13 protein-coding genes and 1 tRNA gene are annotated in these 11,947 nt (G+C 40.5%); 6 read left to right on the top strand and 8 right to left on the bottom strand.

All coding sequences use genetic code 11. The annotated features are described in order from the left end of the window. Positions 1–3: 3 nt before the first annotated feature. A complete protein-coding gene (locus ABTP35_RS04600) occupies positions 4–1,524 on the top strand; it encodes a pyruvate kinase (RefSeq protein WP_293298956.1) in 1,521 nt (506 codons plus the stop codon). A gap of 463 nt (positions 1,525–1,987) precedes the next feature. Here ABTP35_RS04600 and ABTP35_RS04595 read toward each other — a convergent pair whose 3' ends face one another. Next, positions 1,988–2,218, bottom strand: coding sequence for a hypothetical protein (locus tag ABTP35_RS04595; protein WP_293298959.1), 231 nt, complete (start codon positions 2,216–2,218; stop codon positions 1,988–1,990). Positions 2,219–2,517: 299 nt separating this feature from the next. Between ABTP35_RS04595 and ABTP35_RS04590 the strand changes: the two genes are divergently transcribed. Continuing rightward, positions 2,518–2,814: a hypothetical protein gene (locus ABTP35_RS04590; protein ID WP_293298962.1), complete on the top strand. Its 297-nt coding sequence runs from the start codon at positions 2,518–2,520 to the stop codon at positions 2,812–2,814. 84 nt (positions 2,815–2,898) lie between these two features. Then, entirely contained in the window at positions 2,899–4,422 is a 1,524-nt protein-coding gene (locus ABTP35_RS04585; RefSeq protein ID WP_293298965.1) for a GH3 auxin-responsive promoter family protein, read from the top strand. On the opposite strand, the gene ABTP35_RS04580 is transcribed toward ABTP35_RS04585, so the two are convergent. The 6 genes from ABTP35_RS04580 to ABTP35_RS04555 all read right to left on the bottom strand — a co-directional run bounded on the left by ABTP35_RS04580 (position 4,417) and on the right by ABTP35_RS04555 (position 8,461). After that, the gene (locus ABTP35_RS04580) at positions 4,417–5,052 is read right to left on the bottom strand and encodes a hypothetical protein (RefSeq protein ID WP_293298967.1); all 636 of its coding nucleotides are present in this window, start codon (positions 5,050–5,052) and stop codon (positions 4,417–4,419) included. The genes ABTP35_RS04585 and ABTP35_RS04580 overlap by 6 nt on opposite strands. A 63-nt stretch (positions 5,053–5,115) precedes the next feature. Further along, positions 5,116–5,580: a hypothetical protein gene (locus tag ABTP35_RS04575; RefSeq protein WP_224836338.1), complete on the bottom strand. Its 465-nt coding sequence runs from the start codon at positions 5,578–5,580 to the stop codon at positions 5,116–5,118. Positions 5,581–5,672: 92 nt separating this feature from the next. Continuing rightward, the gene (cls, locus tag ABTP35_RS04570; RefSeq protein ID WP_293298970.1) at positions 5,673–7,094 is read right to left on the bottom strand and encodes a cardiolipin synthase; all 1,422 of its coding nucleotides are present in this window, start codon (positions 7,092–7,094) and stop codon (positions 5,673–5,675) included. 134 nt (positions 7,095–7,228) lie between these two features. Then, positions 7,229–7,438, bottom strand: a complete 210-nt coding sequence (locus ABTP35_RS04565) for a hypothetical protein (protein ID WP_224836340.1) — start codon at positions 7,436–7,438, stop codon at positions 7,229–7,231. Between the two features lie 47 nt (positions 7,439–7,485). Beyond that, the gene (locus ABTP35_RS04560; RefSeq protein WP_224836341.1) at positions 7,486–7,647 is read right to left on the bottom strand and encodes a DUF1328 family protein; all 162 of its coding nucleotides are present in this window, start codon (positions 7,645–7,647) and stop codon (positions 7,486–7,488) included. A gap of 136 nt (positions 7,648–7,783) precedes the next feature. Next, the gene (locus ABTP35_RS04555) at positions 7,784–8,461 is read right to left on the bottom strand and encodes an SOS response-associated peptidase family protein (RefSeq protein ID WP_293298975.1); all 678 of its coding nucleotides are present in this window, start codon (positions 8,459–8,461) and stop codon (positions 7,784–7,786) included. A 194-nt stretch (positions 8,462–8,655) separates the two neighbouring features. Between ABTP35_RS04555 and ABTP35_RS04550 the strand changes: the two genes are divergently transcribed. Next, positions 8,656–9,696 carry an AraC family transcriptional regulator gene (locus tag ABTP35_RS04550; RefSeq protein ID WP_252080695.1) on the top strand — a complete coding sequence of 347 codons (1,041 nt, stop codon included), beginning with the start codon at positions 8,656–8,658 and terminating at the stop codon, positions 9,694–9,696. Positions 9,697–9,752: 56 nt separating this feature from the next. Here the strand turns inward: ABTP35_RS04550 and ABTP35_RS04545 are convergent. After that, positions 9,753–9,825: transfer RNA gene (locus ABTP35_RS04545), tRNA-Phe, on the bottom strand. A 100-nt stretch (positions 9,826–9,925) separates the two neighbouring features. Here ABTP35_RS04545 and ABTP35_RS04540 point away from each other — a divergent pair. Both ABTP35_RS04540 and ABTP35_RS04535 read left to right on the top strand, forming a co-directional pair. After that, positions 9,926–10,654, top strand: coding sequence for a type III pantothenate kinase (locus ABTP35_RS04540; RefSeq protein ID WP_293298980.1), 729 nt, complete (start codon positions 9,926–9,928; stop codon positions 10,652–10,654). Further along, positions 10,655–11,920: a hypothetical protein gene (locus ABTP35_RS04535; RefSeq protein ID WP_293298983.1), complete on the top strand. Its 1,266-nt coding sequence runs from the start codon at positions 10,655–10,657 to the stop codon at positions 11,918–11,920. The last annotated feature ends 27 nt before the right edge of the window (positions 11,921–11,947 follow it).

Genomic DNA, 11,947 nt, shown 5'->3' with positions numbered 1-11,947 from the left:
GGTATGGGCCTTACGGTAGATGAACTTCAAAAAATACTAGTACAAATTGACCAGGTCATAGAGCTGATTCAGGAAAAAGACCTTGAGGGCTACGAATTGGTGGAAATGGTGTCCCGAACGTACAAGGAGAGTGTAAAAAATCTAATGCACTATGCGGCTTTTCGAAGTTTTGATGCCAGAAAAATGCAAAAAGGGCTCAAGCAATTGGGACTGACACGTTTGGCCAATTCCGAAGGAAATATATTGGGAAGCCTGTTCAAACTAAAACTTATTGTTCATAGTTTGATGGGGATGCCACCAGATTTGGCAGAGGATAGAATCTTGGGCATTGGGGACGGGGCAAAGCTGTTAGAAAAACATACCAACAAATTGTTCGGAAAATCCAAAAGATCGCGAAGAGTTCGCATAATGGTCACCCAACCGACCGAGGCGGCAGAGAATTATGGATTGGTTTTGGAAATGGTTAAAAACGGAATGGATTGTGCTCGAATAAATTGTGCCCACGATTCCCCGGAGGTATGGTCGGCCATTATAAGGAATGTTAGAAAGGCGGCGCTGGAGTGCAACACCACGGTAAAGGTCGCCATGGATTTGTCCGGCGCCAAAGTAAGAACAGGAAAAATTGATTTGGGTTACCATAAAAAGAAGAAAAAGAAGAGAAAAGAATTTTTACGACTCAACAAAGGCGATGTGCTCGTGGTTACCGGCCGATCGGATGTTGCCGTAGAGGCAACGTTGGACCATGAGGGAAAGGTGGTAGTGCCAGCAGAGGTAAGTTGCGTGCCTCCTCAAATAATTCAAAGGGTGGAAACCGGAGCGCCCATTCTGTTCGACGATGGTAAGATTGAAGGCAAGGTCGTATCGGTGGGGGCAGATTCTTTTCGGGTTGAGATAACTAGAGCAGGAGAGGGAGGCTCTAAATTAAAAGGAGAAAAAGGAATTAATTTTCCGACTTTGGATCTGGGTATATCCGGATTGACCGAAAAGGATAGGCAGGATCTCAAATTTGTGGTCGAAAACGCGGACATTGTCAATTATTCCTATGTTAACAATGCAGAAGACGTTAATGAGCTTTATGTTGAATTGGAAAGATTGGGCGCAGGTGTAAATTTGGGGGTTATTTTAAAAATAGAGACCAAATTAGCGTACCAAAACCTTATCAATATTTTAATTATGGCAATGCAGCGAAAACGGATAGGGATAATGATAGCTCGAGGAGATCTTGCTCTTGAGGTGGGTTGGAAGAGCATGGGGATGGTACAAGAAGGGATACTTTCCTTTTCAAGTGCCGCCCATGTCCCGGTAGTTTGGGCCACCCAAGTTTTGGAGGGATTGGCAAAAAAGGGGATGCCATCCAGGTCGGAGATTACGGATATTACATCTTCTGTACAGGCCGAATGTGTTATGTTGAACAAAGGCCCCCATATTGGCGAGGCCATTTCTTTTTTGAACGAAGTACTGATCAATGTGGAGAACTCTCACAATAAAAGGGAAATAATGCTCCCTAAAATGGAATGGAAATAAAAAGGCCCCTAAAAAGGAGCCTGATCAGACACATAACTAACTGAGGATATTTTGGTCGGTGTTTAGTATAGCTTAATTAAAGTAGAGATAAATACTTCTTAATAGGGAGTAGACGGACAGTGCAATTACAGCATACCAGAACAAGTATCCTAACTTTGCTTCTATAGTGTTCATTTTTTGGGTGTTTTTGATTTAGTTGAGTTAAAACTACAGACCTAAATTATCTAAAACACCAATAATTCCAATGCATATTTTTATTGGTTGCGGCAAATGCAACATAAGTGGTCGTAAAAGCTATGTAGATGGGAAAACAACCTTTTTGGTAGAAGGAAATAGAAAATAAATTCCTATTTCTTACTGATAAGCAAGAGGTTAAATAATTGTGAGGAAGCTTGTTTGTAGTATTGCGAAAGGGCGTTGGTCCTAACCAACGCCCTTTCGCAATAGATTTGTATAAAATTATTTAAACCAGTGGGGTACCTTTAAGGCGCTTTTCGATTTTGCGCTTTTTGGCGGTAATGTTCTTCATAACTTCCATTAACTTGGAATCCTTGGTTTTCTTATATATCTCGTTAATGGATAGGATTAAACTTTTTGCTTCTCTCGAGGCCTCAACCCTATCACTTGTGGACATGTGGCTCATGGGTCTTTTTTCAAACTCCTCTGCCTTTTCAATTAATAGCTCTTGGGTCATTTTTTATTTTTAAAATTATTCGCAATCGGCTAAATATAAGAGTTAGTTTGATATTTTTTGCCTATGGAACCATTTGATTTTCATATTTATGAAAACATTAAGAAGTCAATTTACTAAAGTCCTATCAAAATCTAAAAGAGTGAAACTCATAGGAGTTGAGTATCGGTATTTATGGAATGCCTTGTCTATTCTAAGTTGCGATTATAATTGATGTTCGGAGATCAATTTGTCAATATTAAATTAATGTAAATAAATTGTTATCAAAATATTATTTAGATTATTTTTGTAAAAAATTTATTTTGAAAATAATCTGGAAATCTTTGAAAAGCGGCAAGGGTTTGGACCATTTCCAGCGCGTAGAACTGGAATATGCAGTTCGGTTACAGGTGGTAAAGATACTCATTGGTGAGGCAGAACACTTAATGGAATACCTTTCTTTGGTCGTAATGCAAATTAATCCATCCAACGGTTATGTTTTGGTCAATGAGGAAACTCCAGAACCACTTTTTTCAAAAATTAAAAACAATCTTGTTCAGCCAAAACCAAAAAAAGGGGTTAAGGTATCCTCGTCCTTGCAGGTTAGCCTTAATTTTTAAGATCATTTACGTTAATTTAAATATGGATTGAGTAAAACTCTCCGAGCTCCACTGGGTACTTTTGAGTAAAACAAAAAACCCAAAATGGCGATTATAGGAAATATTATAAAAGGAGTTATCGAGGCGCGAGACGCCCTGAGCATAGAAGGTGATCCGGCAAAAGAGCAACATAAGGTATTGGTGGACCTACTGGAAAAGGCCAAGGACACCCAATTTGGAAAAAAGTATAGTTTCGATTCCATTTTGAATTCCAAAAATATCCAAAGGACGTTTTCGGACTCCGTACCCTATTTCGATTATAACAAGATAAAATCCGAATGGTGGGACAAAACCATAAACGGGGAACCCAATGTGGCTTGGCCGGGCAGTCCGGATTTTTTCGCACTTTCTTCGGGAACCACCGGCAAAAAATCCAAACGGATACCCGTAACCACCGACATGCTCCATTCCATTACTCGAGCAGGTAGAGAACAAGTGTTCGCAATGAGCAATTTTGATATGCCAGCGGATTTTTTTGAAAAAGAGATTATGATGCTGGGCAGTTCTACCAATTTAGAGGAACGGGACGGAAAAAAGGAAGGTGAAATAAGCGGGATAAGCGCCAGCAATATTCCATTTTGGTTTAAAAAATATTACAAGCCCGGAGAAAAGATTGCTAAAATAGATGATTGGGACGAGCGGGTTTTGTCCATAGCCAAACATGCCAAAAACTGGGATATTGGTGCATTGAGCGGTATTCCTTCTTGGATGGAGCTAATGCTCAAAAAAGTACTGGAATATCATAGGGTGAACCATATTCACGAAATATGGCCCAACCTACGGGCCTATACTTCCGGGGGGGTGGCTTTTGATCCTTATGAGAAAAGCTTTAATGCTCTTTTGGGCCGTCCCATTCAGGTAATCGATACGTACTTGGCTTCCGAAGGATTTTTTGCTTGCCAAGTGCGGCCGGAGACCACTGCAATGAAGTTGATTACGGACAATGGTATTTATTTTGAATTTGTCCCTTTCGAGCCCCAATATGTCAACCAAGATGGGTCTTTAACGGAAGATGCTCCATCGCTTACATTGGACAAGGTGGAAAAGGACGTGGATTATGTTCTAATTATATCTACAGTGGCCGGTGCTTGGCGGTACATCATTGGGGATACTATTGCGTTTACGGATGTAGAGCGGGCCGAAATTAAAATTACCGGTCGCACCAAATTCTTTTTGAATACCGTTGGCTCCCAACTTTCCGTGAACAAGTTAAACGATGCGGTAAAACACCTGGAAGATACACTGAACATAAAAGTGCCGGAATTTACATTGTGCGCCAAACGTTTTGACGATGGGTTTTATCATTCGTGGTACTTGGGCTCCGATAAAAAGTTGGACAGGGATAACACCGCCCAGATTTTGGATAATTATCTACAAAACGCCAATAAAAATTATATGGTCGCCCGTAGCAAGGCCTTGCAAGGGGTCAAGGTGCGGTTTGTACCGCAGCAAATGTTTGCGGAATGGAGTGGTGCCAACAAGAAAAAAGGCGGACAGGTAAAAATGGAAAGAGTGATGGGAGAGGAACGCTTTCAGGAATGGGAGGATTTTATATCCCAACAATTATAAAAGATCGTTGTTGTTCGTGGAGTCTTGTTTTTTTACCATTTCCATAATTTCGTCCGGCGACAGATAATATTGTTTGATTCGTTCTTTATACCCATTGTCTATATTGGCATGGTTCAGTATAAACCGTTTAGTTTTTAAGATATAATTGGACATGCCTCTCGATACTGCAAACGAGTCGGCAGCTCGCTCCGCTTTTTTTACAAATTCTTTAAGCATTACATATCTAATTCCAAATCCCATTAAGTTTAAATTTCCTCGCTGTTGGTAATCCATTACATGTCCGAGCTCGTGACCTATCCACCCAATGAGCACATCGCGCGGGACATCCACAGTTTTGAATTCTTCTCCCGATATTTTAAACTTTTCGCTGATAAGAATTACGTAACTCCGTTCCTTTCGGGGTTTTAACAGTCCGCTCCAGGTGGGCTGCGCGAGCATCACCGATTTTTTTATACTTTTCTTGAACTTGAAACGAATTGGAATACCATCCAGTTCGGGAAAATAGCTCAGCGCCGTTTTTACCTCTTGACGAATATTCTTGGGAACGGTGCTTTTAGGTTTTTTAAAAAATGTGATCATAATAAAGGAGCAGATAAAAAATACAAAAAGGAGCAATAGTCTTTTTTTCAAAATGAAAGGGTTAAAAAAAGGGCAAAACTGTGTTGCCCTTTTATATGGTTGAATGTTGCTTTTTTAGAATTGGTATCGCAGACCTAGGGCTATATCCAAATCAAGGTCATCGGAATAATCATCATTAAAACCAATTTCAGGTCTCATGTCCAGTGAGATCAATAGAGGAATATCAAAATCGTATTCAATTCCCAGGTCTCCTGCTATAAGGGCAAAGGCACCGTCGTTTTCACCGGCATCAAAGGAACCTATACCTCCACCGGCACCAACATACCAATGAAAACCACCATCAATGGGCATTACCCATTGGTAGAGTCCTACCAACTTAAAGGCCTCGACATTGTCGGAATCCCTCCAACCCAGGTCGAATTCCAATCTGTTGTTCTCTTTCAAGTATCGCTGATAGGAAACCTCGCCTCCAAAACCGTCGTTGTCACCTACTCTAATACCCAGGGCATTTTTGGAAATACTCTGAGCGCTCATGGTTGTTGCTCCAATAAAAAATAGAAATACAAGTAAATTTTTCATGATTGTTTTATTTTGAGACAAAGGTAGTCTCAACCCTGTTTTTACTTGTCTTAAATCATTTAATGATTGATGCAAACCATTAATTTATTGTGCTAAATAAGCGGTTTGAAGAATTTGAAGAGCCCTTCGAGGAATTTGAGCCAAAGGCCACGGTTTTGGAACCTTTCCAACGTAACTTCATTCGCATTTTTGCAGATTCTGTCGAACTCCAATGTTAGTTCCTCATTTATTTCTGTATTGTAGATAAGAATATTGGTCTCGTAGTTGAGTTCAAAACTTCGAATATCAAAATTTCCCGACCCGATAGATGTGAGGTCATCATCTACGACCATAATTTTACTGTGTGAAAAATCTTCCCGTAAATAAATTTTTACGCCCACTTTCAGTAATTCCTCAAAGTGTGAAAACATGGCAAACTTTGCGGCTTTGGAATCGGATTTTTTAGGGACCAACAAGGTAATGTCCACTCCCTCGAGAGCGGTGATCTTTAAACTTTGTAAAAATGCTTCGCCGGGTACAAAGTAAGGATTGGCAATGCGAACTGTTGCTTTGGCCTGGTTCATCATACTTATATATTGTTGCATTATGGTCGGGTGCTTGGAATCGGGGCCTCCGGCAACGACCTGAGCTTCTATTTCGCCTTTGGATTTTTGTTCGAACAAATAGTCCGTTATATTGAACTCTTCCTGCTTACTGGCAAAAAAGTAATCTTTCAAAAAAACCATGTGCAAATCGTTGACAATGGGGCCTTCGAGTTTCAGGTGGGTGTCCTTCCATTTGCCTAGATCATTTTTGCGCTTAATGTATTTGTCGGAGACATTAACACCGCCAGTGAATGCTATTTTATTGTCTATGACCACTATTTTGCGATGGTTCCTAAAATTGAGAGAAAACAACAGGTTCTTTAACCGAATGGGCATTATGGGGTGTATTTTGACCCCTATATCCTGAAATTTCTTTTTGGGTCGCCCACGCAGTTGGTAGCTGCCCAGTGAATCGTAGAGTATCCGGATTTCTACGCCTTCTTTAATCTTTTGTTGGAAAAGGTCCAACATCTTATCGAATAAATCGCCTTTCTCTAAAATATAATACTGCACATGAATGAATTTTTTGGCTTCTTCCATGGCGTTGAAGAGTTCGTTGAAGGTTTCTGCCCCGTCTTGTAGAACGGCTATTTTATTTCCTGTTTTTGCAGTGGTATTGGAGCTTTTGGATATGAGTCGATTGAGCCTTTCTTTTCGGATGTCCTTGTTAAAATGGGACTTAAATTTGTCCTGCGCCGATATCTTGGGGTGGGTATAGGTGTTTCTTTTTTCAAATTCTTTGGAATTGAAGAATTTGAATTTTCTGCGGTTCATACCAAAAAGGTAATAGAGAACGGCGCCGAATATGGGCAGAACTATGATGGCGAATGCCCAACTAATGGAGCGCGATGGCCTTCTTCCGTGGTAGATTATGGCCCCAATGGCCCAAACGGAAACAACTAAATATACAATAATGAAAGTTGTTTTCACAAATAAAGGGTGGTGTTCGTTTCTTCTAAGTTAAGCAGGATTTACCAATAAATCGTGAGGTAAGGGGAGGATCGGTACAATAAAAAAACTCTGGCAAAACTATTGCCAGAGTTGTTCGGTCGGGAAGTAAAGGATTATTGAGGACTATCGTCCACAGCATCTTCTACTTCGTCTTCCACGTCGTCCGCGGCATCTTCAATACCGTCGCCAACATCTTCTGCTGCATCTTCTACTTCTTCAATGGCCTCTTCGGCCTTATCTTCTTTTGTTTCCCTGCAACTGGTAAAACTTAACGTTAGTGCCATTGCAATTAACATGGTGAATAAACTTATCGACTTTTTCATGGGTTCTTTATGTTTAGGGTTAATACTTTTTTTTAAGTGTGTGTGATCTATATTTTTTTTCTTCCTGTTATTAGGGAGATGATAAATAATACAATAAATATGAAGAATAGGATTTTGGCTATACTGGCTGCTCCAGCAGCAATGCCTCCAAATCCGAAAATACCGGCAATTATGGCCAATATGATAAAGGTAACTGTCCAACGTAACATAATGATTGTGTTTTTAAGGTTAATGTCTGACTATCTCTTAATCAGTACAGTACAAATATCGGTCGGTTTGGAGCGGGAGTTTGTCGCTTTTGGTTTTAATCTTGACTCAAAAGCTAATCGATAGTGCACTAGCCAGTTAAATACGTTGTTCGCTGGTAAATAGGCTCTTTTCGCGTTGAAAAAATCTGCTTGGGACGGCTTCGGCTATTAGATCCAACTGTTGTGGGTGGTTAATAATGTTCGATAAACCCTCCTTTGGAGATTCTTTTTGGAGCCAAGTGGGTGCATTCTCTTTGGAAACAATAACGGGTGCCAGATTGCTGATGTTGTGGTACTTGGAAATAAAAGGGTGCGTTCGGTTGACCATTAGTGCAGTGCACAAAAAACCGTCCTCTAGTCTATTATAGGTTCCTGCAAGGTAGAAAGGTTTTTTAGATGCCTGTTGTATGTGGTAACCATAAGTATTGCCATTTTCCAATAAATAGGTGTAAAAGCCGTTAACAATGATCAAACAACGTCTTTGGGTAAAGGAATCCTTCATCCAGTCAACACTGTTGAGTTCCACGGATGTTACGTTCAATGAGTTGGTGTACTCTTGGAAAATGTGCCAGTCTTCTTTAAAATTTTGGGGCATAAGTCCCCAGATAGCAAATGTGATTACTTTTGGTTCTTCCATGGTCACCACACTAAGGTTGGTTTCATGAAAACCGTTGATCACTGGGTTTGGTCTGTATAGATTTGGATACCTGAAGGGGATTCCAAACTCCTTTTCTATGGCTTCTCTCCCTGCATCATTTGAAAGCTTGTAAATCATAATCTTTAATAATGGACTCCAAGTAATCGATAAATGGGTAAAAAGTTTGACTCAAACCGTTTTAATCGTGTTGCTTTCCATTTATTTTTCTCAAAATCATTCTAAAGGCAAAATGTATGGTTGTACAAACGCCAACAAAGACTATCTTTATGGGTTAGGATCAATAGTTGAACAAAAAGCAGGGAGACCTTTTAATGATAACAATTGAGGTAAGTGCTCAGGATACCGCAGAGTCGGTCGAGCAGATCAGGCAAGTAATCGGTGGAGAGATAACGGAACGATGGGGACAGTATTCCTTGAATGTTGCCAATGAGAGGGCAACCGGAAGCATACGTTTCATAATTTTTGAATGGGGAGTGAGCCTGTTGGAGTTCGATATTACTTTTTCTGATGAGGTATTGATGAAAGTGGACACTTCGGAGTTCAACCCTATTAATTTTTATTATTGTCTCGAAGGCTACTGCGGACATAAATTTGGATATCAGCCAGAAGACAAGATCAAGATCATGGAACAATTTCAATCGGTGATCTTAACCAATCGTGATGGTGGGGTAAGCGACAGATATTTCCCGAAAGATGTAAAGATTTCGCAAACGGTGATCCAAGTGCGCAGAAAGCCATTTTTGCGCAAAAGACTGAATCAGGGCGAAGAGTTGAACAAACAATTGTACCGCGTTTTTTTAGATACCGACCACGAAAAGATATTCGCCTATTACGGCTCCTACAACCTTAAGATTGCCGAGGTCATATCACAAATAAAAAAAGTAAAGGCAAAAGGCATGGTCCGTATTATGATGATCGAGGGATTTGTGTATCAGATCCTGTCCATGCACATTTTACAGCACAATAAAGAAGTCCAGAATAAGGGGCCGCAGACCAATTTGCTCAAACGAGAATTAAAGGCAATCCGGAAATACGCCAAAAAAATAGAAAAAAATATTGCCAAGGATTTTTCCCTTGAAGAGATTTCCGCGGAAACCGGCCTTACCCAGGCCAAGTTGCAAGAAGGTTTTAAGTTGTTGTACAATAAAACGGTAACGGAATATATTCGACATGCGCGATTGGAGCTGGCCCGTGATTATATTGCGAATACCGAAATGAATATTTCGGAAGTAGTTTATTCCATTGGTTTTACGAGTCGGAGTTATTTCTCCAAGATCTTTAAGGAGAAATATGGATTGAGTCCGAGTGAATTTAAAAATAGTAAAAGAAGCGTTGAGGTAGTGGGGCAGTAAGGACTAGTAAGAATAAAAAACAAAAAACCCACAACATTTGTTGTGGGTTATTGATGTGGTACCTCCAGGAATCGAACCAGGGACACACGGATTTTCAGTCCGTTGCTCTACCAACTGAGCTAAGGTACCATGCCCTAAAGCGGGTGCAAATATAATTTCAAAATTAGGATATACAAACAAAAACCCGAAAAAAAGGTACCGATTTTTTTCAATTCCCGATCTTTGTAATATGAACTTGGTCATCGACATCGGTAATACACTCATCAAATTCGCTGTTTTTGAGAACGGAAGGATTATTTTTCATCAAACAACGGAATCCGGTTTGTTTTTATCAAAAATCAAGGAACTCTTCGAAAAATATCCGCAGATCAACCAAGCCATTTTATCGTCTGTGGGTAAATTGGACCGAAAAGAGCGGGATGTGGTTGCTCTTTTCTGCAAAGTGCACGTACTGACCAATGCATCCAGAGTCCCATTTAAAAACAGTTATGCCACGCCACAGACCTTAGGGGTGGATAGAGTTGCCCTGGCTGCCGCAGCGTATCACCACAACCCAAGGGGGAATACTTTGGTTATCGATGCCGGCACGTGCATAACGTACGATCTGGTGAACAATATTGGAGAATATGTCGGAGGAGCTATTTCCCCGGGCGTGCAAATGAGGTACAATGCCATGCACGATCAAACGGCCGGACTACCTTTGCTAAAGCCTGAGGAGTTTTTGGATATTATCGGGAATTCTACCGAATCCTGCATGCACAGTGGTGTAATCAATGGTGTAGTCCAAGAGGTAGACGGTGTTATCGATCAATATCGATCTCGTTTTCAAGATTTAACAGTTATTTTAACAGGCGGAGACTCCCATTTTTTTGACAAAAGGCTAAAAAACACCATATTTGCGAACTCCAAATTTCTCTTGGAGGGGTTAAATTGCCTACTGGAATACAACACAAACTGAATGATTAAACAAATTTTGATCGCTTTTTTCTGCGTGGCGGCCCATGGTCTGTTCGCACAAAATGGAACAATATCGCCATACTCTTACTTTGGAGTGGGCGACCATCGGAACAACGGGACGGTAGATAACCAAATGATGGGCGGTGTAAGTATGTACGGAGATAGTATCCACATTAATTTGTCCAACCCGGCGGCATACTCCAAGCTAAAATTGACCACATACACGGCAGGTATTTCACATAGGGAATACCGACTAAAAGACTTCAACGAAGAGCAGAATCTATCCGTGACCAATTTAGATTATCTGTCAATTGGTTTTCCCATAGCGGATAAATTGGGAGTCGGATTTGGGATAATGCCCTACTCCTCGGTAGGATATAGCCTTAACTCGGTGATGGACAATGCACAAGGTGCCGAAGTGACCAATATTTACGAAGGCGATGGAGGTATAAACCGATTGTACGCGTCTGTCGGGTTTGAACCCATTAAAAATTTAAGTTTGGGGGTAACGGTCAACTATAACTTTGGAAACCTGGAATATCAGAGGATACAAAGTGTGGAAGATGTCCAGTTTGGGACATTGGACAATCGCGAATCCAAAATAAATGGATACGATTTTAAATATGCCTTGAATTACAACCCTACCATTAAGGATAAATACACGCTGTATACTTCGGTTTTGGTCAACACACAAGGGAATTTAGTGTCTAAAAACACGCAGACCCTGGGGTCTTTTTCGCTTTCCAATGGAAACAATGTTGAGGTGGTCGATGTCGATTTGGATGCTTCCAACCTTAGGAATACCGAATTAAAAATCCCTACTAGGACCACTTTGGGTCTTGGTTTTGGTGAAAATAAGAAATGGTTTTTAGGAGCAGAGTACAGTTTTCAGCAAATGAGCGATTTTGAAAATAGATTTTTAGGACTCGAAAATGTAACCTATTCCGATGCGAACACCTACGCCTTTGGAGGGTATTGGGTGCCGGATTACCGGGCATTATCGGGCTACTTTAAACGCGTAACCTATCGTGCGGGCCTACGTTACGATGTAAGCGGTTTGGTAGTGAACGAAAAAGAAATAAATAATTTTGGCATAACTTTTGGACTTGGTCTACCGCTGGGGTCATCCTTCTCCAATCTTAACCTAGGATTTGAATTGGGAAGACGTGGAACAACCGATGCTAACCTTATAGAGGAAAGTTATTTCAAAGTTAATGTGGGCTTATCATTAAATGATAGATGGTTTCAGCAAAGAAAAATAAATTAAAAGCCCATTTTTTGAAAAATTAATAAA

The organism is Flagellimonas alginilytica (assembly GCF_042134605.1).
Taxonomy (GTDB): Bacteria; Bacteroidota; Bacteroidia; order Flavobacteriales; family Flavobacteriaceae; genus Flagellimonas; species Flagellimonas alginolytica.
The sequence above is the reverse complement of the archived record's forward strand: the minus strand, read 5'-3'. Positions and strand labels throughout refer to the sequence as shown.